Raw genomic sequence first — 24,650 nt, 5'->3', positions numbered from 1 at the left:
CGAGGCGCGGCCATTCGCGAGCAGGCTCGCTCCCACAGGGGGACCGCATTCCAATGTGGGAGCGAGCCTGCTCGCGAAGGGCCCTGACCATCAACACGACTTAGCCCAGCAACTCACTCATGGCAATGATCTGCTCCGCCACCTGAATCAGCTTCTGCTGACGGCTCATGGCCTGGCGGCGCATCAGGGTGTAGGCCTCTTCCTCGTTGCAATCCTTCATTTTCATCAACAAGCCCTTGGCCAGCTCGATGCGCTTGCGCTCGGCCAGTTGTTGGTCGCGCGCCTGCAACTGCGCGCGCAGGGCCTGATCGCTTTCGAAGCGGGCCATCGCCACATCGAGAATCGGCTGCAAGCGCTGTGCGTGAATGCCTTCGACGATGTAGGCACTGACCCCTGACTTGATCGCCTGACGCATCACCCCCGGATCATGCTCGTCGGTAAACATCACGATCGGCCGTGGCTGGTCGCGGCTGACCAGCACCACTTGCTCCATGACGTCACGGCTCGGTGACTCGGTATCGATCAGGATCACGTCCGGGCGCACCGTTTCGACGCGCGCGGGCAGGTCGATGGTCAGGCCGGACTCGTCGATCACCTCGAAACCGGCTTCGGTCAGCGCGGCTTTCAGGCGGCCGACTTTTTTCGCGGTGTCGTTGATCAGCAGAATGCGCAACATGTTCGCGGTCTCCTGTCAGCGGCGGGCAAGAAGGGGAGCGTCGTCGCTCAGGGCGTGCAGCCGAAAGCTGCGCGCGTAGCCGGCCGGGTCGCTGCCATCCCAGATTTTGCCGTCGAGCAACTGGCTGCTGCGCATGTCCGTGCTCCCGGCAGCGACTCCGACGGCGCTGGCTGCTGACCGATAAACGTCCAGTTGTTGAACCTGACGCGCCACGGCCAGGTAATCCGGGTCTTCGCGCAGCAGGCCCCAGCGGCGAAATTGCGTCATGAACCACATGCCGTCGGAGAGGTACGGCAGATTGACCTCGCCCTGAGCGTGAAAGCGCAGCGCATGCGGGTCCTGCCAGCGATTGCCGAGGCCGTCGGCGTAGTCTCCGAGAAAGCGTGGCTCGATACAGGCGGCGGGCGCGTCGAGGTATTCGGCGGCACTGAGCAGATGTGCCGTGCTGCGCCGGTTCTCCGCGCTTTCTTCGATGAAGCGACTGGCTTCAAGAATTGCCATGACCAGGGCCCGCGCGGTGTTCGGGTACTGTTCGACGAATTCGCGGGTGCAGCCGAGGACTTTTTCCGGGTGGTCGGGCCAGATGGTCTGGCTGGTGGCGAGGGTGAAGCCCAGATCCTGCTGCACAGCGCTGGCGGCCCACGGTTCGCCGACGCAGAAACCGTCGATGCGGCCGGCTTGCAGGTGCGCGACCATTTGCGGCGGCGGCACGACCACGCTGTCGACATCCTGCAATGGATGGATGCCCTGGCTCGCCAGCCAGTAATACAGCCACATTGCGTGAGTGCCGGTGGGGAAGGTCTGGGCAAAGGTCAGTTTTGCGCGGCTTTGGTGCACGTGCCGATCCAGCGCTTCAGGACTGGTCACGCCGAGGGTTTGCAGGCCGTGCGAAAGGTTGAGGCTTTGCCCGTTCTGGTTCAGGCCCATCAGCACCGCCATGTCGGTCGCAGCGACACCGCCAATGCCCAGGTGCACCGCGTAAATCAAGCCGTACAGGCTGTGCGCGGCATCGAGCTCGCCGCTGACCAGGTTGTCGCGCAGATTCGCCCATGAGGCCTGGCGCTTGAGATTCAACGTCAGACCGTAAGGCTGGGCGAAACCCTGTGTCGCGGCGACGACCACCGAGGCGCAATCGCTCAGGGCCATGAAACCCAGGTTGATCGCGGTTTTTTCCGGGGCATCGCTGCCATTGACCCAGGCCAGCGGCCCTGGCGAAAGTTCATTCATACAACCCACCTCAAAAAAAACGCCGTCCCGGATGTTGCGCTGCAACCCCGGAAACGACGCCATTGTCCTTGCCCGCCTGCCGCCATTGGTCTGCGCGCTGATAACTGCATCGGTGCAAGGCATATGCCAGTGCCAGCGATTTGTCCGTGCGCCTCGCGCGGTGGGGCGATGCCCGGCTATAATCGCCGCCTCTTTTCGCCGCCCGAGTCATCACCGCCCATGTACACCCTGGCCCGTCAGCTGTTGTTCAAACTTTCCCCGGAAACCTCCCACGATCTGTCGCTGGACCTGATCGGCGCGGGCGGGCGTTTGGGCCTTAACGGCTTGCTGTGCAAGGCGCCGGCAAAAGTGCCGGTGACGGTCATGGGTCTGGAATTTCCCAACCCGGTGGGCCTGGCCGCCGGTCTGGACAAGAACGGCGCGGCCATCGATGGCTTTGCCCAACTGGGCTTCGGGTTTGTCGAAATCGGCACCGTGACGCCGCGTCCGCAGCCGGGCAATCCGAAGCCGCGAATCTTCCGCCTGCCGGAAGCCGAGGCGATCATCAACCGCATGGGTTTCAATAACCTGGGCGTGGATAACCTGCTGGCGCGAGTGGCTGCGGCTAAATACAAGGGCGTGCTGGGTATCAATATCGGCAAGAACTTCGACACCCCGGTCGAGCGTGCAGTCGACGATTACTTGATTTGCCTGGACAAGGTCTACGCCCACGCCAGCTATGTGACAGTCAACGTCAGCTCGCCCAATACCCCGGGCCTGCGCAGCCTGCAGTTCGGTGACTCGCTCAAGCAACTGCTCGCCGACCTGGCCACCCGTCGCGCCGAACTGGCCTTGCGCCACGGCAAGCACGTGCCCCTGGCGATTAAGATCGCACCGGACATGACCGACGAAGAAACCGCTCAGGTCGCACAGGCACTGATCGAAACCGGCATGGACGCGGTGATTGCCACCAACACCACTCTCAGCCGTGTCGGGGTTGAAGGCATGGAGCATGGCGACGAGGCGGGCGGCCTGTCCGGTGCACCGGTGCGCGACAAGAGCACGAACACCGTGAAGGTGCTGGCCGCCGAGCTGGCGGGACGCTTGCCAATCATCGCCGCAGGCGGGATTACCGAGGGCAAGCATGCGGCAGAGAAGATCGAGGCGGGTGCAAGCCTGGTGCAGATTTATTCGGGCTTCATCTATAAAGGCCCGGCGCTGATTCGCGAATCGGTGGATGCCATCGCCGCGTTGCGTTGAGGATTGCCGAGGGCTTGTGGGAGCTTTTGTGGCGAGGGGATTTATCCCCGTTGGGCTGCGCAGCAGCCCCAAATCCTTCAACCGCGATGTATCGGGTAAGTTGAGGATTCAGACTTCGCGACCGCTGCGCAGCCGAGCGGGGATAAATCCCCTCGCCACAGGGATCTCTGTAAACCTTGTTTTCGAGCATAAAAAAGGGCTCCTCAAAGGAGCCCCTGGGCCGTAGCCCGCCGTCCGGGAAGGACGTGCGTGGTTAATTCGTTGCTAGTCAGATTGTCGTGTCGGAATAAATGCCCTGTGTCAGCCGACGGCGTGAAGTTCGTTGAGTCTGTGGATTCCCGCAGTGCCGGTCATACCGTCCCAGTTGTCGCCGCGTCCTTCTCGCCAGCCGTTGATCCAGGCTTGGCGTACCGACGGTAGAGTAAATGGGCAAAGCTCACGGGATTTGCCACCAACGCCATATTGATATCCGCGCAAAAATGCTCTTTCCAACGGATCACGCTTAAGTCTTCTCATAGGGTGTTTCCCTCACTTGTTGACTGTTTGTGTCGCGTCGACCTCAACCGAGGCCTGGCAGAAAGAAACCTGCCATGATGCGGCTCGCTGCCGGCGTGGCGAGCCAAGGTGTTGACGCCGTTGCGACGTCAACCTGTGCTCAGTTCTAACCAATGAGTCACACCGAGGGAATGATCGTTTTGTCATAAGCACGTAACGAAAGTAGTGCTACAGCCATAAGTAAAGATGTGTTTCATCGACGTTTTTTCGGCAAACCCCGGTATGATCGGCGCTGCGCTGGATGATGGGGTTAATGCTTAAGTGAGAATGACCTACGTTCGCGCTGGGGTACTAAGCGACGAAGGGTCGCTTTAAGACTTTTTATTTCGCCAACTTTTTTATCTGTCCTGGCATCTAAGCTCTTTTAACCCGAGCAGCGGGGACGGAACGGCACACCTTCGTGCCACGCGGGCGTTCTTTTAGAAAAGCGCCTGATTGAAAACCGGGTCGGCAATGCGTTGCCGATTCACTAGCCAAAGGCTCTGGAAATACCATGTCCGACCGTTTCGAACTCTTCCTCACTTGCCCAAAAGGCCTCGAAGGCCTGCTCATCGAGGAAGCCGTCGGGCTTGGCCTTGAAGACGCGCGCGAGCACACCTCCGCCGTGCGTGGCATGGCAACCATGGAAACCGCGTATCGCCTGTGCCTCTGGTCACGTCTGGCCAACCGCGTGTTGCTGGTGCTCAAGCGTTTCCCGATGAAGGACGCCGAAGACCTGTACCACGGCGTTCTCGATATCGAGTGGCAGGACCACATGCTCAGCGACGGCACCCTGGCCGTTGAGTTCAGCGGTCACGGCTCGGGCATCGACAACACGCACTTCGGCGCCCTCAAAGTCAAAGACGCCATCGTCGACAAACTGCGCACCCCGCAAGGCGACCGTCCGTCGATCGACAAGCTCAACCCGGACCTGCGCATTCACCTGCGTCTGGATCGCGGCGAAGCCATTCTCTCCCTTGACCTCTCCGGCCACAGCCTGCACCAGCGTGGTTATCGCTTGCAGCAGGGCGCCGCGCCGCTGAAGGAAAACCTCGCGGCAGCGATCTTGATCCGTTCCGGCTGGCCGCGCATTGCCGCCGAAGGCGGCGCACTGGCGGACCCGATGTGCGGTGTCGGTACCTTCCTGGTTGAAGCGGGGATGATTGCCGCCGACATGGCGCCGAACCTGCGTCGCGAGCAGTGGGGTTTTACCGCCTGGCTCGGTCACGTACCGGCGCTGTGGAAAAAACTTCACGAAGAGGCCGTCGAACGTGCTGCGGCCGGCCTGGCCAAGCCACCGCTGTGGATTCGCGGTTACGAAGCCGACCCACGCCTGATTCAACCGGGCCGCAACAACGTCGAGCGCGCCGGTCTGAGCGAGTGGATCAAGATCTATCAGGGCGAAGTCGCGACCTTCGAGCCGCGTCCGGATCAGAACCAGAAAGGTCTGGTGATCTGCAACCCGCCGTACGGCGAGCGTCTCGGCGATGAAGCCAGCCTGTTGTACCTCTACCAGAACCTCGGCGAGCGCCTGCGTCAGGCCTGCCTGAACTGGGAGGCCGCGGTGTTCACCGGCGCGCCTGATCTGGGCAAGCGCATGGGCATCCGCAGCCACAAACAGTATTCGTTCTGGAATGGCGCGTTGCCGTGCAAGCTGCTGTTGATCAAGGTGTTGCCGGATCAGTTCGTCACTGGCGAGCGCCGCACTCCGGAACAGCGTCAGGCCGAGCGCGAGCAAGCGGCCTACGATCAGACCCCGGACGAGCCGCAAGAACGCAAGTTCAACAAGAACGGCAACCCTATCAAACCGACACCCGCGCCGGCACCCGTGATCGAACAACCGCGCTTGAGCGAAGGCGGGCAGATGTTTGCCAACCGCCTGCAAAAGAACCTCAAGGCGATGAGCAAGTGGGTCAAGCGCGAAGGCATCGATTGCTACCGCGTTTATGATGCCGACATGCCGGAATACGCGATGGCGATCGACCTGTACCACGATTGGGTGCACGTCCAGGAATACGCCGCGCCAAAATCCATCGACCCGGAAAAAGCTTCGGCACGGATGTTCGACGCCCTGGCCGCGATCCCGCAGGCACTGAACGTCGACAAGAACCGCGTAGTGGTCAAGCGCCGCGAGCGCCAGAGCGGCACCAAGCAGTACGAGCGTCAGGCTGCGCAGGGCAAGTTCGTCGAGGTGAATGAAGGCGGTGTGAAGTTGCTGGTCAACCTTACCGATTACCTCGACACCGGCCTGTTCCTCGATCACCGGCCGATGCGCATGCGCATTCAGAAAGAGGCCGCCGGCAAGCGCTTCCTCAATCTGTTCTGCTACACCGCGACCGCCAGCGTGCACGCGGCCAAGGGCGGGGCGCGCAGTACCACCAGCGTCGACCTGTCGAAAACCTATCTGGACTGGGCACGTCGCAACCTGTCGCTGAACGGCTTCTCGGACAAGAACCGTCTGGAGCAGGGCGACGTGATGGCGTGGCTGGAAAGCTGCCGTGACGAGTACGACCTGATCTTTATCGATCCGCCAACGTTCTCCAACTCCAAGCGCATGGAAGGCATCTTCGACGTGCAGCGCGATCAGGTGCAGTTGATCGACCTGGCCATGGCGCGCCTGGCACCGGGCGGCGTGCTGTACTTCTCCAACAACTTCCGAAAGTTCCAGTTGGAGGACAACCTCGCCGAGCGATACGCGGTCGAGGAAATCAGCGCGCAGACCATTGATCCGGATTTTGCCCGTAACACCAAGATCCACCGCGCCTGGAAAATCACGGCCCGTTGACGCTGCCGCTGGCTGGATTCACAGAGCCTTGATTTTTAAAGGCTCCGTGGATCCCCCGGCGCTAGCTAAATTAGTGGCTAATAGCTATAACTCACACACGGTCAATGGGGTTTTTCCCATGAATGCTGGCGTAGTGAGTTGTCTTTATGTCGTTGCACCCCGTGCGCCCCAAAATTCTGGGTTTCATCAGCGAAGACGTCTCGGCCTGGCTGGTCGCGCTGCTGGTATTGCTTGCCGGCGGGATACTCACGGGGCTGCTCGCGTGGGGCACCTTCAACCAGTTTGAGCAACAATCGCGTCAGCGCTTTCAACTGCTGGCCAATGAACGTTACAGCCGCATCGAAGAGCGTTTCCAGGACCAGGAACAGCGTCTGGACAGCCTGCGCCGTTTCTTCGCCAATTCCGAATCGGTGACCCGCGCTGAATTCGACGGTTACGCCCAACCTTTGTTGCTACGCACCCAGGCCTACTCGTTTGCGCTACGGGTCAGTGACGCCGAACGATCGGCGTTTGAGCAGCGTGTGCGCGAGGAAGGCCTGAGCGCGTTCACTGTTCGCGAACTCAACGAACACGGTGAACTGGAACTGGCGGCACGTCGCGACGAGTACGTGGCGGTGTTGTACAGCCAGACGCAGAGCCGTCTCCCCGCACCGTTCGGATACGATCTGCTGGCGCAACCGCTGCGTCGTGACGCCCTCGATCGGGCAGACAGACTCGGCGGTCTGGTGGTATCGCAACCTATGCATCTGGTGGGTATCGAGCCGTCCTACGCACGCGGTGTGCTGCTGCTGGCGCCGGTGAGCCGCGCGGATCAGCCGCGGCCGTTTGGCTATGTCATGGCGGTGATCAGCATGCGCCAGTTGCTGGCGGACGGCTTGCCCGATGCGCTCCACGATTACCTCTCGGTGCGCATCCTCGACCTGTCAACCCATGATCAGCACGAAGTATTGTTCGAGTCGACCAATGAGGCGATACCCGGTGATTTGTCGGCGACCCGGCTGGTGCGCATGGCCGATCATGATTATCAGGTCGATATCCTGCCCAGCTACGCCTTTATGCAGGCCAACCATTCGTCGGTTGGCAGCGTGATCGTTCTCGGCGGGTTGCTCAGCGTGCTGCTCAGTGCCTTGTTGTATGTGCTGGTCAGTCAGCGCCAGCGCGCGTTGCGTCTGGTTCAGTTGCGCACCCAGGAGCTGCACGCGCGTGAGCAGGAACTGCGCGGCACCCACGGCCAGTTACGCGGAGTATTGAATGCCGCCACCCAAGTGGCAATCATCGCTACCGATCTGCGTGGCGTGATCAGCACGTTCAACCCCGGCGCCGAACAGATGCTCGGCTACAGCAGTGCCGATGTGGTCGGGCGCATGACCCTGGAAAACCTGCACCTGCCCCGCGAGCTGTCGGCGCGGGCGGCGGAGTTGAGTGTGCGTTACGGCAAAAGCATCCCCACCTGCCACGCGATGTTGGTCGAGGGCGGCGAAGTCGGCGGTCACGAAGCCCGTGAATGGACGCTGGTGCGCAGCGATGGCAGCCATTTGCCGGTGAACATGCTCGCCACGCCGGTGCTGGATGAGCAGGGCTTGTGGGTCGGGCATCTGGCGATTTGCATCGACATCACCGAGCGCAAACGCGTGCACGAAGTCCTGGCCGCCCGCGATGTGCTGCTCAAGAAGCTGAGTGCCCATGTACCCGGTGGCATCTATCAATTCAAAATGGAATTCGACGGGCGTTTCAGCGTGATCTATGCCAGCGATGGCATCCGCGAGATCTACGAGCTGGAGCCCGACGTGCTGTTGTTCGACGCTGAGGCGATTTTCACGCGGATCCATCCTCAGGACGTCACGCGCGTGCGCACCTCCATCCGCACTTCGGCGGAGAGTCTCAGTCCGTGGCGCGAGGAGTACCGTGTGCAATTACCTGAGCGAGGCCTGCGCTGGGTACGTGGCGAGGCAACGCCGGAAGAGCTGCCGGGCGGTGGCGTCCTCTGGCATGGCTACATTTCGGATATTTCCGACCTCAAGCGCGTGGAGGAAGAGTTGCGCGCGTTGTCGGTGACCGACTCATTGACCGGCATTTACAACCGTCGCTATTTCCAGGAGCGCCTGACCACCGAGATGGCCCGGGTCGAGCGTGGCGGCGGCGAGTTATCGGTGATCATGCTCGACATCGACCATTTCAAACGCATCAACGACCACTACGGCCACGCGGTCGGAGACCGGGTGCTGCAAGCGGTGTGCGAACGCATCGGCCATCGCCTGCGCCGAACTGACGTGTTCTGCCGGTTGGGCGGTGAAGAATTCATGGTGCTGTGCCCGGACATCGACGCCGAGCACGCTTACGTGCTCGCGATGGAACTGTGGGAGGGCTTGCGCAGTGCACCGGTAGATGTCGTCGGCGTAGTCACCGCCAGCTTCGGCATCGCCAGTTGGCACCCGGGAGAGGGCGCGGACGCCTTGTTACTGCGTGCGGACTCGGGGGTATACGCAGCGAAGCAGAATGGCCGGGATCGGGTTGAGCGGCCGATGAATTGATTCAAACCTGACACCTGACCCTATGGGACAGGTGGGCAGATGGGGCTTGGCGCTGGCTTCCTGTGGGAGCGAGCCTGCTCGCGAAAGCGGTGTGTCAGTCACTGAACAAGCTGACTGAACCGACGCCTTCGCGAGCAGGCTCGCTCCCACAATTGAATCTGCTGCGCTTACAGGGCCGAAGCGGTCTGTGGCAGTTTCGGCTGTTTATACAAGTCCAGCAGGACCTGATCGAGCACCGACGAGGCGCCAAACGGTGCCTTGTCGTTGAGGATCGCCACCACCGCCCAGGTGTTGCCGTTCACATCACGGCTGAAACCGGCAATCGCCCGCACGGTGTTCAGGGTGCCGGTCTTGACGTGCGCTTCACCGCGCATCGCCGTGGTTTTCAGGCGCTTGCGCATCGTGCCGTCGGTACCGGCGATTGGCAGCGAGCTGATGTATTCGGCGGCGTACGGGCTGTGCCAGGCGGCTTGCAGCATGTTCGCCATCTCGCGTGCGCTGACCCGCTCGGCGCGCGACAGGCCGGAGCCGTTTTCCATCACCAGATGCGGTGCGGTGATGCCTTTCTTCGCCAGCCACTGACGCACCACGCGCTGCGCTGCCCTGGCGTCATCACCGTCGGCTTCGTTGCGGAAACGCTGGCCGAGGCTGAGGAACAGCTGCTGGGCCATGGTGTTGTTACTGTATTTGTTGATGTCGCGGATGATCTCCGCCAGGTCCGGCGAGTAGGCGCGGGCGAGCAGCTTGGCGCTGCTCGGTGTCGGCGCCAGACGATCCTTGCCCTGGATGCTGCCACCCAGTTCTTTCCAGATCGCGCGAACGGCGCCGGCGGTGTAAGTCGCGTGGTCGAGCAGTGACAGGTAAGTCTGCGAGCTGCAGCCTTCGCCCAATTGCCCACCGACGGTTACGGTCACGCTGCCATCGGCCTGCGCCACCGGGTTGTAACGCACGCCGCCGGTGCATTGTTTGGACGGCAGCGCCTTTACGGTGTTCTCGATGCGGATGCTGGCGATCGGCGGCTCTACCGAAATCAATACGCGGCCACCGTCGTTGCGCGCGACAAAGCGCAGCGCCTTGAGGTTGACCAGCAGCGAGTCGGGCTTGACCAGAAACGGCTTGTTGTCGTCGTTGCCGTCATCGTTGAACTCCGGCAGTTGCGGCTGCACGAAGAAGTTGCGGTCAAGGATCAGGTCGCCGGTGATCTGCGTCACGCCATTGGCACGCAGGTCGCGCATCAGCAGCCAGAGTTTCTCCATGTTCAGCTTCGGATCGCCGCCGCCCTTGAGGTAGAGGTTACCGTTGAGAATGCCGCCGCTCAGGTCGCCGTCGGTGTAGAACTCGGTTTTCCACTGATGGTTGGGGCCGAGCATTTCCAGCGCCGCATAGGTGGTGACCAATTTCATGGTCGAGGCCGGGTTGACCGACACATCGGCGTTGAACACGGTCGGCGTGCCCGGACCGTCGAGCGGCACCATGACCAATGACAGTGCGCTGGGTTGCAGCTTGCTGGCCTTGAGGGCTTTTTCGACGTTCGGAGTGAGAGAGGTGTTGATGGTGGCAGCGCAAACGGGTAGGGCCAGGGGCAGAAGAAGGCCGGCGAGAAGCAGTGGACGCAACGATTTGATCATATGAAATAAAACCCTGCTGAAGAGGGGGAAAAAGACGAGGACATGGATGAAAAGGTCCTCAGTGGTCATGAAAGTGTCGGCATTATGCCCCAAGCTGTTACAGCTTGTGCCGTGTCAGGGGCGGCCAATACGTTATTTTTTTACAGGCGGTCGGCCACAGCGGCCAGAGAGTCGGGCAATCGCTGGCTTAAACTGGTAAAGTGCCGGCCGTTATTACTTAAGAGGATTGTTCCAATGGCGACTAACCGTTCCCAGCGTCTGCGCAAAAAACTGTGCGTTGATGAATTTCAAGAGCTGGGTTTCGAACTGAACCTGGACTTCAAAGAAGACTTGTCCGAAGAAGCCATTGACGCTTTCCTCGAAGCATTCATCAAAGAAGCCATGGAAGCCAACGGTCTGGGTTATGTTGGCGGCGACGACTTCGGTCTGGTGTGCCTGCAGAAGCGTGGCTCGGTCAACGAAGAGCAGCGCGCTGCCGTTGAAGCCTGGCTGAAAAACCGCTCCGAGCTGACCAAGTACGAAGTCAGCCCGTTGCTGGACGTTTGGTATCCGGAAAAGCCGATCAACGCGGCGAAGTGATACTGAAAAAAACGGCGACCTGAGGGTCGCCGTTTTTTTATGCCTGCCTGCCAGGGTTGTCGTCCTGCAGGACGCATTCGCGAGCAGGCTCGCTCCCACACGATTCACCTGAGCGACTCGAATTACCTGTGGGAGCGAGCCTGCTCGCGAAGCCTTTATACAGTCAACGCTTGTTCCAGTTCAGAATCACCAGCGTCAACACCCCCGCAACAATCCCCCAAAATGCCGAACCAATGGAAAACAGCGTCAGCCCCGACGCCGTGACCATAAAGGTGATCAACGCCGCTTCCCGTTCCTTCGCCTCGCTCATGGCAACGCTCAAACCGTTGATGATCGAGCCGAACAGCGCCAGCGCGGCAATCGACAGCACCAGTTCTTTGGGTAACGCGGCAAACAACGCCGCCAGCGTCGCGCCGAAGACACCGGCAATCCCGTAGAAAACCCCACACCACACCGCCGCGGTGTAGCGCTTGTTGCGATCTTCGTGGGCGTGTGGGCCGGTGCAGATCGCCGCGCTGATGGCCGCGAGGTTGATGCCGTGGGAGCCGAACGGCGCCAGCAGCAGCGAAGCGATGCCGGTGGTGGTGATCAGCGGCGAGGCGGGCACGGTGTAGCCATCGGCACGTAATACGGCGATTCCTGGCATGTTCTGCGATGTCATTGCCACGACGAACAACGGGATGCCGATGCTGATGGTTGCGGCCAGGGAAAAATGTGGCGTGGTCCATACCGGTGTCGCGATTTCCAGATGAAAACCACTGAAATCCAGCAGCCCCATGAAGCCTGACAACGCGGTGCCGATCAGCAGTGCGGCGAGTACCGCATAGCGCGGCGACAGGCGCTTGACTATTAAATAGGTAAAGAACATCCCCAGCACCAGCGCGGTGCGGTGTTGCGCGGCGACGAAGATTTCGCTGCCGATCTTGAACAGGATCCCTGCGAGCAACGCCGCCGCCAGCGAGGCCGGAATCTTTTTCACCAGCCGTTCGAAGCTGCCGGTCAGCCCGCAGATCGTCACCAGCACCGCGCAGGTGATATAGGCGCCGATGGCCTCGCCATAACTCACGCCGCCCAGACTGGTGATCAGCAGGGCCGCGCCGGGCGTTGACCAGGCGATGGTGATCGGCGTGCGATAGCGCAGCGACAGGCCGATCGAGCACACCGCCATGCCAATCGAAATCGCCCAGATCCAAGAGGAAATCTGCCCGCTGGTCAGGCCGGCCGCTTGCCCGGCCTGGAACATCAGCACCAGGGAACTGGTGTAGCCGGTCATCATCGCGATGAAGCCGGCGACGATGGCGGAAGGCGAAGTGTCAGCGAGGGGGCGCAGTCGGGTGTGGGTGGCGTCGGTCATGACGGCGGTGTTCCTTATACCAATGAAGATGTCCGCCACAACACAGAACCCTTGTGGGAGCGGGCTTGCTCGCGAAAGCGGTGGATCAGCAAAGCAGATGCCGACTGGCACACCGCATTCGCGAGCAAGCCCGCTCCCACAGGGGGATTGCGTAAAAGCAGCGGATTCTGCGATCAAGCCTAAACTCAAACCTGACAAACCGTTGCAATACAGCCGAAGTCGCAAACAGCCGTACAGTCGTGTTGCCACCATTCATTGTGTACAATCGCGCTGTTTTTTACGCGATACTTGCCAGCGACCTACTGTGCCGTATTACAGTCACGGTCTATTCGCCGCAGTTTTCCCGACTCGAGTGCCCATGAACGAACAGTTGCAACCCCTCAAGAAACAACCGCGAGCAGGCAAAGCCGGCCGCAGCGGAACCCAGGACGATATTGTCTACGCGCATATCTTCGAGGCGATCCTCGAACAGCGCCTGGCGCCCGGCACCAAATTGAGCGAAGAAGCGCTGGGGGAAATCTTCGGGGTCAGCCGCACCATCATTCGCCGCGCGCTGTCGCGTCTGGCCCATGAAGGCGTGGTGCTGTTGCGGCCCAACCGTGGCGCGGTGGTTGCCAGCCCGAGCGTTGAAGAAGCCCGTCAGGTGTTCATGGCCCGTCGTCTGGTCGAGCGCGCGATCACCGAACTGGCGGTGCAACACGCCACCGCCGAGCAGATCGCCGAACTGCGGCAGATGGTCAATGACGAGCGCGACAGTTTCTCCCGTGGTGATCGCGGCGCCGGCATTCGTCTGTCGGGCGAATTTCACCTGAAACTGGCCGAAGCGGCAAAAAATGCACCGTTGGTGAGCTTCCAGCGCAGCCTGGTCTCGCAGACCTCGCTGATCATTGCCCAATATGAAAGCGGCAACCGCTCGCACTGCTCGTACGACGAACACACCCAGTTGATCGACGCGATCGAGAAGCGCGACGCTGAGCTGGCGGTGAATCTGATGATGCACCACATGGACCACATCGACAGCAAGCTCAACCTCGACGAGGAAGGCGCGTCGGATGACCTGCATGCGGTGTTTTCGCATTTGTTGCAGACCAAGAAGCCGGGACGGTCGAGCGCCAAGCTCTGACCTGAAACCGAGTCGCTTCCTTCGCGAGCAAGCCCGCTCCCACATTCGACCGCGTTTCCACAGGGGAATGCATCTCAAATGTGGGAGCGGGCTTGCTCGCGAAGACGTCCTGACAGGCAATAAAAATCCCCTGGGAACGATCAGTGCGAAGAGGTTTAGCGCTGATGCACCAAAGCCCCCGCTGCATATGTCTGCGCCACTGTCCGGTCATCCCCCAGCGTCATCAACACAAACAACGTCTCGGCAATGTTGTTGGCTTGCTTCAAGCGATAGCTGAGCAACGGCGTGGCGTTGTAATCCAGCACCAGGAAGTCGGCATCACTGCCCGGTTGCAGGTTGCCGATCCGGTCTTCCAGCCGCAGCGCCCGCGCGCCGCCCAGGGTCGCCAGGTACAGTGACTTGAACGGACTCAAGCGTGCGCCTTGCAACTGCATCACTTTGTAGGCTTCGTTCAAGGTCTGCAGCAGCGAGAAACTGGTGCCACCGCCAACGTCAGTGCCCAGGCCGACATTCAGCTTGTGCTTCTCGGCCATCGGCAGGTTGAACAGACCGCTGCCGAGGAACAGGTTCGAAGTCGGGCAGAACGAGACCGCCGAACCGGTTTGCGCCAGCCGCGCGCATTCTTCATCGCACAGATGAACGCCGTGGGCGAACACCGAGCGTTCACCGAGCAGTTGGTAGTGATCGTAAACGTCGAGGTAGCCCTTGCGCTCCGGGAACAGCTCTTTGACCCATTCGATTTCCTTGAGGTTTTCGCTGATGTGGGTCTGCATGTACAGATCCGGGTATTCGCTCAGCAACTGCCCGGCGAGGGTCAGTTGTTCCGGGGTGCTGGTCGGTGCGAAACGCGGCGTCACCGCATAGTGCAAACGCCCCTTGCCGTGCCAGCGCTCGATCAGCGCCTTGCTCTCGACGTAGCTGGATTCGGCAGTGTCAATCAGGTAGTCCGGGGCGTTGCGGTCCATCATCACCTTGCCGGCGATCATCCGCAGATCAAGCTTTTCGGCCGCTTCGAAAAACGAGTTCACCGATTGCGGGTGCACGCTGCCGAATACCAGCGCGGTGGTGGTGCCGTTGCGCAGCAGTTCCTTGATGAAAATGTCGGCCACTTCGTCGGCATGCGCCTTGTCGCCGAACTGGCTTTCGCACGGGAAAGTGTAGGTATTGAGCCAGTCGAGCAATTGCTCGCCGTAGGCACCGACCATGCCGGTTTGCGGCAGGTGGATATGCGTGTCGATGAAGCCCGGAGTGATCAGCGCATCCTGATAATGGTTGATCTCGATATCCGCCGGCAGGGTCGGCAGCAGGTCGCTGGCATGGCCGAGGGCGCTGATTTTGCCGTCATCGACCACCAGCAGGCCATCCTCGAAATATTCGTAGGAAGCTTCGATGCCGACCTCGGCGGGGTCGGCGATGCTGTGCAGGATGGCGGCGCGGTAGGCTTTGCGAGTCAGAGGCATGAGGGTTCTCTAATCAGTTTGAGGCTTTGAGTTTGGCGGCCTGATTGCGGCGCGAGGCCGGCAGCAGTCGGGCAATCGGTTCGGCGCGGGCGCTGTGCTGGCCGAAACTGGCGTTGTAGGTGGCGATGATTTCGCCGGCGATGGAAATGGCGATTTCCACAGGCAATTTGCCTTTGACTTCAGCGATGCCCATCGGGCAGCGCATGCGTTGCACGACGCTGGCGTCGAAGCCGCGATCACGCAGGCGATGTTCGAACCTGGCGCGTTTGGTTTTCGAGCCGATCAGGCCGAACCAGGTGAAGTCGTTGCGCTTGAGCAGCGCGGCTGTCAGCTCCAGATCGAGTTGATGGTTGTGGGTCATGACGACGCAATAGCTGCCGGCGGGCAGCTCATCGACTTCATCCACCGGCTCTTCGCTGACGATTTTATGCACGCCATGGGGGATGTGTTCGGGGAACTCGGCTTCGCGCGAGTCGATCCAGCGCACCCGGCAGGGCAGGCTGGCGAGCAACGGCACCAGGGCGCGGCCGACATGGCCGGCACCGAACACGGCAATTTGCGCCTGCACCTGGCCCATCGGTTCGAACAGCAACACCGTGGCGCCGCCGCAGCACTGGCCGAGGCTGGCGCCGAGGCTGAAGCGCTCCAGATGGGTGTCCTGCTTACCGCTGGCGAGCATCTCGCGGGCGATCTGCATGGCTTTGAATTCCAGATGGCCGCCACCGATGGTGTCGAACATGCGGTCAGCGCTGACGACCATTTTCGAGCCGGCGTTGCGTGGCGTCGAGCCGAGTTCTTCGATGATCGTCACCAACACACAGGGCTCGCCCTGGTTTTGCAGGTCGGCGAGGGCGTCGATCCAGTTGTACATAGTTCACCCCTACAACATCGTTGTCTGTTCGGGCCTCTTCGCGAGCAAGCCCGCTCCCACATTTTGATCTCTGTCATCCACAAAATTTGTGCCCACTGGAGATCTACTGTGGGAGCGGGCTTGCTCGCGAATGGCCGCGCCTCGGTCCTAGAGCGAAGCAACCTCGGTTTCAGCTTCGGCCGCTTTCACCGCCTTCAACTGGCGCATCTGCTCACACCCCCACAACACCCGCTCAGGCGTCGCCGGCGCATCGATTTTCGGCTGATGCCGATAATCACCGAGGCTCGCCACCGCGTCCTTGATCGCACACCACGCGGCGATGCCGAGCATGAACGGCGGTTCACCCACGGCTTTGGAATGGAACACGGTGTCTTCCGGGTTCTTGCGGTTTTCCACCAGCTTCACTCGCAGGTCGAGCGGCATGTCCGCCACCGCCGGGATCTTGTAGCTGGCCGGGCCGTTGGTCATCAGCTTGCCCTTGTTGTTCCAGACCAGTTCTTCCATGGTCAGCCAGCCCATGCCCTGGACGAAACCGCCTTCGACCTGACCGATGTCGATCGACGGGTTCAACGAGGCGCCGACGTCGTGAAGAATGTCAGTACGCAGCATCTTGTACTCGCCGGTCAGGGTGTCGACGATCACTTCGCAGCACGCCGCGCCGAAGGCGAAGTAATAGAACGGCCGGCCGCGCGCCTGGCTGCGGTCGTAATAGATTTTCGGGGTTTTGTAGAACCCGGTGCTCGACAGCGACACCTGATTGAAATACGCCTGCTGGACCAGCGCTTCAAAGGTCATGATCTGCTCGCGCACGCGCACATGACCGTTGCGGAATTCGACGTCTTCTTCGCTGACCTTGTAATGGCGCGCGGCGAACTCGACTAAGCGTTGCTTGATGGTTTGCGCCGCGTTCTGCGCGGCCTTGCCATTCAAATCCGCACCGCTGGACGCCGCCGTCGGCGAGGTGTTAGGCACCTTGTCGGTGTTGGTCGCGGTGATCTGCACGCGGTCGATTTCCACCTGGAATACCTCAGCCACGACCTGGGCGACTTTCGTGTTCAGGCCCTGGCCCATTTCTGTGCCGCCGTGGTTCAGGTGGATGCTGCCGTCGGTGTAGATGTGGATCAGCGCACCGGCCTGATTGAGGAAACTGGCAGTGAAGGAAATGCCAAATTTCACCGGGGTCAGCGCCAGGCCTTTTTTCAGGATCGGGCTGTTGGCGTTGTAGCGGCGGATCGCTTCGCGGCGTTCGGCGTACTGGCTGCTTTCTTCCAGTTCGGCGGTCATCTCTTCAAGCATGTTGTGCTCGACGGTCTGGTAGTAGTGAGTGACGTTGCGCTCGGTCTTGCCGTAGTAGTTGGCTTTGCGCACCGCCAGCGGATCAAGCTGCAAGTGACGGGCAATCGCGTCCATCACTTCCTCGATCGCGACCATACCCTGCGGGCCACCGAAGCCACGATAAGCGGTGTTCGACGCGGTGTTGGTCTTGCAGCGATGACCGTTGATGGTCGCATCGCCGAGGTAGTACGAATTGTCCGAGTGGAACATCGCCCGGTCGACGATCGACGCGGACAAGTCCGGCGAACAACCGCAGTTGCCGGCCAGGTCCATGTTGATGCCGTGCAGGCGCCCACTGCTGTCGAAGCCGACGTCGTACTCGACGTAGAACGGGTGACGCTTGCCGGTCATCAGCATGTCTTCAACGCGCGGCAGGCGCATCTTGGTCGGCTGGCCGGTGAGGTGCGCGACCACCGCGCACAGGCACGCCGGGCTGGCGGCCTGGGTTTCCTTGCCACCGAAACCACCGCCCATGCGCCGCATGTCGACGACGATTTTGTTCATCGACACGTCGAGCACTTCGGCGACCAGTTTCTGCACTTCAGTCGGGTTCTGCGTCGAGCAATAGACGATCATGCCGCCGTCTTCGGTGGGCATCACCGAAGAGATCTGCGTCTCCAGATAGAAGTGTTCCTGGCCGCCGATGTGCAGCGTGCCCTGAATGCGGTGTTCAGCCGTGGCCAGCGCCGAAGCCGAATCGCCACGCTGATGGGTGTGGCTGTCGAGCACGAAATGGCGTTTGCGCAGCGCTTCGACGACGTCGAGCACCGGTTCGAGATCTTCGTATTCGATGATCGCCGCCATCGCCGCTTTGCGTGCGGTTTCCAGATCTTTCGCCGCGACCGCCAGCACCGGTTGGCCGACGAACTGCACGTCATCGATCGCCAGCAGCGGGTCGCCCGGCATCAGCGGGCCGATGTCTTTCAGGCCCGGCACGTCTTCGTGGGTAATGACGATGCGCACGCCTTCGAAGGCGTAGCACGGCTGCGTGTCGATGCTGAGGATCTTCGCGTGGGCGCGGTCCGACAGGCGCGCGTACAGGTGCAGTTGATTGGGAAATTCCAGGCGATCATCGATGTACTGCGCTTCACCGGACACGTGCTTGGCGGCGCTGTCGTGCTTGACGCTGCGACCGACACCGGTGGTCAGATCCTTGGCGAACAGTTCGGCCAATTCAGCCTGAGTTTTCTCTACGGCGTGGTGGTTAGACATAAGCGGTCACCCGGGTCTCGATGTGCGGTGTTTGCAGTTCGATGAAGTATTTGCGCAGCAGATTCTGCGCGCTGAGCAGGCGGTATTCCTTGCTGGCGCGGAAGTCCGAGAGCGGCGTGAAATCTTCGGCCAGGGCGGCGCAGGCGCGTTCGATCACGGCGTTGTTGAAGGGCGCGCCATTGAGCACGGCTTCGCAATGCGCGGCGCGTTTCGGGATCGCGGCCATGCCACCGAAGGCCACGCGCGCGTCGCTGATCACGCCGTTTTCCACGCGCAGGTTGAACGCGGCGCACACGGCGGAAATGTCATCGTCGAGACGCTTGGAGACTTTATAGGCGCGGAACAATTGCTCGGTGCTGGCACGCGGGACGATGATCTTTTCGATGAACTCGCTTTCCTGACGCGCGGTGACTTTGTAGTCGATGAAGTAATCTTCCAGGTTCAGGGTGCGACGGGTTTCGCCCTTGCACAGCACGAGCTGCGCGCCGAGCGCGATCAGCAGCGGTGGCGAGTCACCGATCGGCGAGGCGTTGCCGATGTTGCCGCCGAGGGTGCCCTGATTGCGGATCTGCAACGAGGCGAAGCGGTGCAGCAGTTCGCCGAAGTCCGGGTACTCGGCGGTCAACGCTTCATAGCAGTCGGAGAGGGCGGTGGCGGCGCCGATTTCGATGCGGTCTTCAAAGGTTTCGATGCGCTTCATTTCGGCGACGTTGCCGACGTAGATCATCACCGGCAGGGTGCGGTGAAACTGGGTGACTTCCAGCGCCAGATCAGTGCCGCCAGCCAGCAGCCGCGCCTGTGGATACGCATCGTAGAGATCGGCCAGATCGGCCACGGTCAGCGGCACCAGGCAGCGCTTGTCGCCGCTGTTGAGTTCGCCGATATCGGTCGGCGCGATGGCTTTGAGGCGGGCGATGGTCTCGGCTTCGCGGGCGTCGAACTGATCCGCTGGTTTGCCGCAGCAGGATTGTTCGGCAGCCGCCAGAATCGGCCGGTAGCCGGTGCAGCGACAGAGGTTGCCGGCCAGCGCTTCGTGGGCCTTGGCCGGATCCGGCGCATCGCTATTCTTTTGCAGGGCGAACAGCGACATGACGAAACCGGGGGTGCAGAAACCGCATTGCGAGCCGTGGCACTCGACCATAGCCTTTTGCACGCTGTGCAGTTCGCCCTTGTGCTTGAGGTCTTCAACGCTGATCAGTTGTTTGCCGTGCAGCGACGACACGAAGGTCAGGCACGAATTGAGGCTGCGATAGCGAATGTGTTCACGACCCGCGTCATCTATCTGCAACTCGCCGACCACCACGGTGCAGGCGCCGCAGTCACCGCTGGCGCAACCTTCTTTGGTGCCGGGCTTGCCCACGTGTTCGCGCAGGTAATTGAGCACAGTCAGATTCGGGTCCAGGGCGTGCTCGCTACGGAGTTCCTGGTTTAGTAAAAACTGGATCACGGAAGGCCTCGCAGACTCATTATTGTTGTTAACCGACGTGAACCGAATTTAGCAGGTCTGACTTTTCGGTCAATGGTTTTCTGACTTAAAGGTCAGGAAAATCCGTTTCGTCGATCAACAGCGTGTCTATTCAGTATTGACCTTCATCGGTCACTGCGCTTTTTTGCGGGATTCGTGCCAAAAACCGCTGAGTGGGCACTCCGCCATGACCGTGCATTTGCGCTACACTGCGCCGCTTGTGCAGATCGATAGAGTTTGAAGGACAACCATGACGTTCAAGGCGCCGGACAGCCTCGCCGAGCAAATCGCTCACCACCTCGCCGAACGCATCATTCGTGGCGAAATGAAGCCAGGAGAGCGCATCCAGGAACAGAAGGTCACGCTGGCGCTCAACGTCAGTCGCGGTTCCGTCCGCGAAGCCTTGCTGATCCTCGAGCGCCGTCACCTGATCGCGATCCTGCCGCGTCGTGGCGCTCACGTCACCGAGCTGACGCCGCACAAGGTGCAGAGCCTGTGCACACTAATGAGCGAGCTGTACATCCTGCTCGGCAATGCGGTCGCCAACGGCTGGCAAGTTCAGTCGGACATGGCGCCGTTCGTACAGATTCAGCAGCGCCTGACCGCCAGCTACGAACGCGGCGATATCCGCACCTTCGTCGACGACAGCTTCGCGGTGATGCGCGCCGCCTATCCGTTTGCCAATAACCCGTACCTGCAGGAAACCGTCGAGAACCTGCAACCGGCGATGAGCCGCGCGTATTTCCTGGCGCTCGAACAGCGCAAGGCAGAAATGAGCGAATTCCTCGAACTGTTCGAACGCTTGCTCGCCGCCGTACTCGCCCGTGATTTGCCGCAGATCCGCATCGTGCTGACGGCGTACGCCCAGCGCAGTTGTGATCTGGTGGTGTCTGCGCTGACGGTTGCTTAAGCGTGCGGCTAAAGTGCATCAAACTGGCGGGGTTCAAATCCTTCGTCGACCCGACCACGGTGAACTTCCCCAGTAACATGGCCGCGGTCGTCGGGCCGAACGGTTGCGGCAAGTCGAACATCATCGACGCCGTACGTTGGGTGATGGGCGAAAGTTCGGCGAAGAACCTCCGTGGCGAGTCGATGACCGACGTCATCTTCAACGGCTCGACCAGCCGCAAACCGGTAAGCCAGGCGAGCATCGAACTGGTGTTCGACAACTCCGACGGCACGCTGCTTGGCGAATACGCCGCCTATGCGGAAATTTCCATCCGCCGTAAAGTTACCCGCGACAGCCAGACCACCTATTACCTCAACGGCACCAAATGCCGTCGGCGCGACATCACCGATATTTTCCTCGGCACCGGCCTCGGCCCGCGCAGCTACTCGATCATCGAACAGGGGATGATCTCCAAGCTGATCGAATCCAAGCCGGAAGACCTGCGCAACTTCATTGAAGAAGCTGCCGGTATTTCCAAGTACAAGGAGCGCCGGCGCGAGACCGAAAACCGCATTCGTCGCACCCACGAGAACCTCGCCCGCCTGACCGACTTGCGCGAAGAGCTGGAGCGCCAGCTCGAACGCCTGCACCGTCAGGCCGAGGCGGCGAAAAAGTATCAGGAACTCAAGGCCGAAGAGCGTCAGCTCAAGGCGCAACTGTCGGCCCTGCGCTGGCAGGATCTCAACGAGCAGGTCGGCCAGCGCGAGTCGATCATCGGCAACCAGGAAGTCAGCTTCGAAGCATTGGTCGCCGAGCAGCGTAATGCCGATGCGGCCATCGAACGCCTGCGCGACGGCCATCACGAGCTGTCCGAGCGCTTCAATCTGGTGCAGGGACGCTTCTATTCGGTCGGCGGCGACATCGCCCGGGTCGAGCAGAGCATTCAGCACGGGCAGCAGCGTCTGCGCCAGTTGCAGGACGATCTGAAAGAAGCCGAACGCGCGCGACTGGAAACCGAATCGCACCTGGGCCACGACCGCACGCTGTTGCTGACCCTCGGCGAAGAGCTGGACATGCTCACCCCCGAGCAGGAAGTCACCAGCGCCGCCGCCGAGGAAGCCGCCGCTGCCCTGGAAGAAGCCGAAACCACCATGCACGGCTGGCAGGAGCAGTGGGACACCTTCAACCTGACCGCCGCCGAACCGCGCCGTCAGGCCGAAGTGCAGCAGTCGCGCATTCAGCAGCTGGAAAGCAGCATGGAGCGTCTGGCCGATCGGCAGAAGCGCCTCGCTGAGGAGCGCGCGTTGCTCTCTGCCGACCCGGAAGACGCGGCGATCATGGCGCTCAACGAGCAGCTCGCCGAGTCCGAAGCAACCCTGGAAGATTTGCAGACCAGCGAAGAAGCGCAGGTCGAAAAACTTGAACAATTGCGTCAGGAGTTGCAGCAGGCGTTGACCGCGCAGCAACAGGCGCAGGGTGATTTGCAGCGGCTTAACGGACGTCTGGCGTCGCTGGAAGCCTTGCAGCAGGCCGCACTCGATCCGGGCACCGGCACCGCTGAATGGCTGAAAGAACACAACCTCGCCGAGCGTCCGCGTCTGGCCGAGGGCTTGAAGGTCGAGGCCGGTTGGGAACTGGCGGTGGAAACCGTGCTCGGCGCCGACCTGCAAGCGGTGCTGGTCGATGATTTCAGCGGCTTCGATTTGTCCGGTTTCACTCAGGGCGATCTGCGCCTGCTCAGCCCGGCCAGCGATGGCGTGCGCGTGGCGGGCAGTCTGCTGGATAAAGTCGAGGCGCAGATCGATCTGTCGCCATGGCTCGGCCAGGTCAAACCGGTCGACAGCCTTGAGCAGGCGCTGGTCTTGCGCAGTCAGTTGAGCGACGGCCAAAGCCTGATCAGCCGCGATGGCTATTGGGTCGGTCGGCACTTCCTGCGCGTGCGCCGGGCCAGCGAAGCGGAAAGCGGCATGCTCGCCCGGGGCCAGGAAATCGAAGATTTGCAGCTGGAACGCGAAGAGCGCGAAGCCACGGTCGAGGCCATGGAAACCCGTCTGCAAACCCTGCGCGCACAACAGCGTCAGCAGGAAAACGGTCGCGAACATCTGCGCCGTTTGCTGCAAGACGAAGCGCGCCAGCAAGGTGAACTGAAAGCGCAATTGTCGGCCGGAAAAGCCAAGGCTGAACAGCTCACCTTGCGCCGCACTCGTCTCGATGAAGAGCTGGTCGAGCTTGGCGAGCAGCGCGAGCTTGAGCATGAGCAAGTCGGCGAAGCACGCATGCAATTACAGGAAGCGCTGGATGCCATGGCGCTGGACACCGAGCAGCGCGAGTTGCTGCTGGCCCAGCGCGACAGCCTGCGCGAACGCCTCGATCGCGTGCGTCAGGAAGCGCGGCAGCACAAGGATCACGCCCATCAACTGGCCGTGCGTCTTGGCTCGTTGCGCGCCCAGCACGACTCCACGCGTCAGGCGCTGGAGCGTCTGGAAATGCAGGCCGAGCGCCTCACCGAAAAGCGCGAGCAGTTGAGCCTGAATCTGGAGGAGGGCGAGGCGCCGCTGGAAGAGCTACGCCTGAAGCTCGAAGAACTGCTCGACAAGCGCATGACTGTCGATGAAGAACTCAAGACCGCGCAGATCGCCCTGGAAGACGCCGACCGCGAACTGCGCGACGCGGAAAAACGCCGCACCCAGGCCGAGCAGCAATCGCAGTTGATTCGCGGCCAGCTCGAACAACAGCGCATGGAATGGCAAGCCCTGACCGTGCGCCGCAAGGCCTTGCAGGATCAACTGCTCGAAGATGGCTACGACCTCAACGGCGTCCTCGCGACCTTGACGGCGCAAGCCAGTGAACGCGAAGCCGAAGAAGAACTCGAACGCATCAATGCGCGGATTCAGCGCCTGGGCGCGATCAACCTCGCGGCCATCGACGAATACACGCAACAATCGGAGCGTAAACGTTATCTGGACGCACAGGACGCCGATCTGGTCGAAGCCCTGGACACCCTGGAAAACGTCATCCGCAAGATCGACAAGGAAACCCGTAACCGATTCAAGGATACCTTTGATCAGATCAATGGCGGTTTACAGGCGCTTTTCCCAAAAGTTTTCGGTGGCGGGCGCGCGTATTTGGAACTGACGGGCGAAGATCTACTCGATACAGGGGTGACGATCATGGCGCAGCCACCCGGGAAGAAGAACAGCACCATCCATTTGCTCTCCGGCGGGGAAAAAGCCCTGACCGCGCTGGCACTGGTTTTTGCCATCTTCAAGCTGAACCCGGCGCCGTTCTGCATGCTCGATGAGGTTGACGCGCCGCTGGATGACGCTAACGTTGGACGCTACGCGCGCCTGGTCAAAGAAATGTCCCAGACCGTGCAGTTCATCTACATCACCCACAACAAGATCGCCATGGAAATGGCCGAACAGTTGATGGGCGTGACGATGCATGAACCGGGTTGCTCACGGCTGGTGGCGGTGGATGTCGAGGAGGCGATGGCGATGGTGGACGCCTGAATCGGCGCGATGTCGGAATAGTTTTGGAGGTCTGTAGGACCTTTTACTGACATCGGCTGGATGCCAATCGACATATTCGCGCAAGCCAAATGAGACAGACGGTGTAAAGTTGCCTTTGGTCGTGCTAGTTTAATGTCAATTTTTCGTATACGTGGGCAAAACGCCTGTCAGAACATAGAGTTGGCGCCACGTTTTAAAGCGGTTTACGCAGTGTAAACCCCTTATTTTTC

Annotated in this window: 16 protein-coding genes; 7 read left to right on the top strand and 9 right to left on the bottom strand. The window is 60.9% G+C overall.

The genetic code is table 11. The annotated features are described in order from the left end of the window. Positions 1 to 100: 100 nt before the first annotated feature. Complete coding sequence (locus HU755_RS13620) at positions 101 to 676, bottom strand: ANTAR domain-containing response regulator (RefSeq protein ID WP_007916390.1); 576 nt, start codon at positions 674 to 676, stop codon at positions 101 to 103. Between the two features lie 15 nt (positions 677 to 691). Continuing rightward, the gene (locus HU755_RS13615; protein ID WP_186633397.1) at positions 692 to 1,903 is read right to left on the bottom strand and encodes a CmpA/NrtA family ABC transporter substrate-binding protein; all 1,212 of its coding nucleotides are present in this window, start codon (positions 1,901 to 1,903) and stop codon (positions 692 to 694) included. A gap of 219 nt (positions 1,904 to 2,122) precedes the next feature. On the opposite strand from HU755_RS13615, the gene HU755_RS13610 reads away from it, so the two are divergent. Further along, on the top strand, positions 2,123 to 3,142 hold the full coding sequence (locus HU755_RS13610) for a quinone-dependent dihydroorotate dehydrogenase (RefSeq protein WP_186551564.1): 1,020 nt from the start codon (positions 2,123 to 2,125) through the stop codon (positions 3,140 to 3,142). Between the two features lie 300 nt (positions 3,143 to 3,442). Here HU755_RS13610 and HU755_RS13605 read toward each other — a convergent pair whose 3' ends face one another. Continuing rightward, complete coding sequence (locus HU755_RS13605; protein ID WP_003223300.1) at positions 3,443 to 3,658, bottom strand: ribosome modulation factor; 216 nt, start codon at positions 3,656 to 3,658, stop codon at positions 3,443 to 3,445. Positions 3,659 to 4,190: 532 nt separating this feature from the next. Between HU755_RS13605 and rlmKL the strand changes: the two genes are divergently transcribed. Beyond that, positions 4,191 to 6,461 carry a bifunctional 23S rRNA (guanine(2069)-N(7))-methyltransferase RlmK/23S rRNA (guanine(2445)-N(2))-methyltransferase RlmL gene (gene rlmKL, locus HU755_RS13600; RefSeq protein ID WP_186633394.1) on the top strand — a complete coding sequence of 757 codons (2,271 nt, stop codon included), beginning with the start codon at positions 4,191 to 4,193 and terminating at the stop codon, positions 6,459 to 6,461. 146 nt (positions 6,462 to 6,607) lie between these two features. Then, positions 6,608 to 8,992: a GGDEF domain-containing protein gene (locus HU755_RS13595; protein ID WP_186633391.1), complete on the top strand. Its 2,385-nt coding sequence runs from the start codon at positions 6,608 to 6,610 to the stop codon at positions 8,990 to 8,992. A gap of 167 nt (positions 8,993 to 9,159) precedes the next feature. Here the strand turns inward: HU755_RS13595 and dacB are convergent, their stop codons facing one another. Continuing rightward, entirely contained in the window at positions 9,160 to 10,620 is a 1,461-nt protein-coding gene (dacB, locus tag HU755_RS13590; RefSeq protein WP_186551561.1) for a D-alanyl-D-alanine carboxypeptidase/D-alanyl-D-alanine-endopeptidase, read from the bottom strand. Positions 10,621 to 10,854: 234 nt separating this feature from the next. Between dacB and HU755_RS13585 the strand changes: the two genes are divergently transcribed. Further along, a complete protein-coding gene (locus HU755_RS13585; protein ID WP_016773843.1) occupies positions 10,855 to 11,199 on the top strand; it encodes a YggL family protein in 345 nt (114 codons plus the stop codon). A gap of 163 nt (positions 11,200 to 11,362) precedes the next feature. On the opposite strand, the gene HU755_RS13580 is transcribed toward HU755_RS13585, so the two are convergent. After that, positions 11,363 to 12,553, bottom strand: coding sequence for a benzoate/H(+) symporter BenE family transporter (locus HU755_RS13580; RefSeq protein ID WP_186633388.1), 1,191 nt, complete (start codon positions 12,551 to 12,553; stop codon positions 11,363 to 11,365). Between the two features lie 358 nt (positions 12,554 to 12,911). Between HU755_RS13580 and HU755_RS13575 the strand changes: the two genes are divergently transcribed. Then, a complete protein-coding gene (locus HU755_RS13575; RefSeq protein WP_186623074.1) occupies positions 12,912 to 13,676 on the top strand; it encodes a GntR family transcriptional regulator in 765 nt (254 codons plus the stop codon). A gap of 155 nt (positions 13,677 to 13,831) precedes the next feature. Here HU755_RS13575 and guaD read toward each other — a convergent pair whose 3' ends face one another. The 4 genes from guaD to xdhA all read right to left on the bottom strand — a co-directional run bounded on the left by guaD (position 13,832) and on the right by xdhA (position 20,001). Then, entirely contained in the window at positions 13,832 to 15,136 is a 1,305-nt protein-coding gene (guaD, locus tag HU755_RS13570; RefSeq protein ID WP_186633386.1) for a guanine deaminase, read from the bottom strand. Positions 15,137 to 15,149: 13 nt separating this feature from the next. After that, on the bottom strand, positions 15,150 to 16,007 hold the full coding sequence (gene xdhC / locus HU755_RS13565; protein ID WP_186633382.1) for a xanthine dehydrogenase accessory protein XdhC: 858 nt from the start codon (positions 16,005 to 16,007) through the stop codon (positions 15,150 to 15,152). A 147-nt stretch (positions 16,008 to 16,154) separates the two neighbouring features. Further along, on the bottom strand, positions 16,155 to 18,554 hold the full coding sequence (xdhB, locus tag HU755_RS13560) for a xanthine dehydrogenase molybdopterin binding subunit (RefSeq protein ID WP_186633379.1): 2,400 nt from the start codon (positions 18,552 to 18,554) through the stop codon (positions 16,155 to 16,157). Beyond that, the gene (xdhA, locus tag HU755_RS13555) at positions 18,547 to 20,001 is read right to left on the bottom strand and encodes a xanthine dehydrogenase small subunit (RefSeq protein ID WP_186633377.1); all 1,455 of its coding nucleotides are present in this window, start codon (positions 19,999 to 20,001) and stop codon (positions 18,547 to 18,549) included. Before xdhA ends, xdhB begins: the two co-directional genes overlap by 8 nt. A gap of 268 nt (positions 20,002 to 20,269) precedes the next feature. Here xdhA and HU755_RS13550 point away from each other — a divergent pair, with 268 nt between their 5' ends. Together HU755_RS13550 and smc are read left to right on the top strand one after the other, a co-directional pair. Further along, positions 20,270 to 20,929 carry a GntR family transcriptional regulator gene (locus HU755_RS13550; RefSeq protein WP_186623084.1) on the top strand — a complete coding sequence of 220 codons (660 nt, stop codon included), beginning with the start codon at positions 20,270 to 20,272 and terminating at the stop codon, positions 20,927 to 20,929. A gap of 2 nt (positions 20,930 to 20,931) precedes the next feature. Next, on the top strand, positions 20,932 to 24,420 hold the full coding sequence (gene smc / locus HU755_RS13545) for a chromosome segregation protein SMC (protein WP_186633374.1): 3,489 nt from the start codon (positions 20,932 to 20,934) through the stop codon (positions 24,418 to 24,420). The last annotated feature ends 230 nt before the right edge of the window (positions 24,421 to 24,650 follow it).

It is taken from the genome of Pseudomonas sp. SWRI111 (assembly GCF_014268555.1).
GTDB lineage: Bacteria > Pseudomonadota > Gammaproteobacteria > Pseudomonadales > Pseudomonadaceae > Aquipseudomonas > Aquipseudomonas hamedanensis.
The sequence above is the reverse complement of the archived record's forward strand: the minus strand, read 5'-3'. Positions and strand labels throughout refer to the sequence as shown.

What these genes read in the sequence shown, in the direction of transcription:
- HU755_RS13620 (WP_007916390.1), bottom strand. Translation starts at nt 676, where the DNA reads ATGTTGCGCATTCTGCTGATCAACGACACCGCGAAAAAAGTCGGCCGC.
- HU755_RS13615 (WP_186633397.1), bottom strand. Translation starts at nt 1,903, where the DNA reads ATGAATGAACTTTCGCCAGGGCCGCTGGCCTGGGTCAATGGCAGCGAT.
- HU755_RS13610 (WP_186551564.1), top strand. Translation starts at nt 2,123, where the DNA reads ATGTACACCCTGGCCCGTCAGCTGTTGTTCAAACTTTCCCCGGAAACC.
- HU755_RS13605 (WP_003223300.1), bottom strand. Translation starts at nt 3,658, where the DNA reads ATGAGAAGACTTAAGCGTGATCCGTTGGAAAGAGCATTTTTGCGCGGA.
- rlmKL (WP_186633394.1), top strand. Translation starts at nt 4,191, where the DNA reads ATGTCCGACCGTTTCGAACTCTTCCTCACTTGCCCAAAAGGCCTCGAA.
- HU755_RS13595 (WP_186633391.1), top strand. Translation starts at nt 6,608, where the DNA reads ATGTCGTTGCACCCCGTGCGCCCCAAAATTCTGGGTTTCATCAGCGAA.
- dacB (WP_186551561.1), bottom strand. Translation starts at nt 10,620, where the DNA reads ATGATCAAATCGTTGCGTCCACTGCTTCTCGCCGGCCTTCTTCTGCCC.
- HU755_RS13585 (WP_016773843.1), top strand. Translation starts at nt 10,855, where the DNA reads ATGGCGACTAACCGTTCCCAGCGTCTGCGCAAAAAACTGTGCGTTGAT.
- HU755_RS13580 (WP_186633388.1), bottom strand. Translation starts at nt 12,553, where the DNA reads ATGACCGACGCCACCCACACCCGACTGCGCCCCCTCGCTGACACTTCG.
- HU755_RS13575 (WP_186623074.1), top strand. Translation starts at nt 12,912, where the DNA reads ATGAACGAACAGTTGCAACCCCTCAAGAAACAACCGCGAGCAGGCAAA.
- guaD (WP_186633386.1), bottom strand. Translation starts at nt 15,136, where the DNA reads ATGCCTCTGACTCGCAAAGCCTACCGCGCCGCCATCCTGCACAGCATC.
- xdhC (WP_186633382.1), bottom strand. Translation starts at nt 16,007, where the DNA reads ATGTACAACTGGATCGACGCCCTCGCCGACCTGCAAAACCAGGGCGAG.
- xdhB (WP_186633379.1), bottom strand. Translation starts at nt 18,554, where the DNA reads ATGTCTAACCACCACGCCGTAGAGAAAACTCAGGCTGAATTGGCCGAA.
- HU755_RS13550 (WP_186623084.1), top strand. Translation starts at nt 20,270, where the DNA reads ATGACGTTCAAGGCGCCGGACAGCCTCGCCGAGCAAATCGCTCACCAC.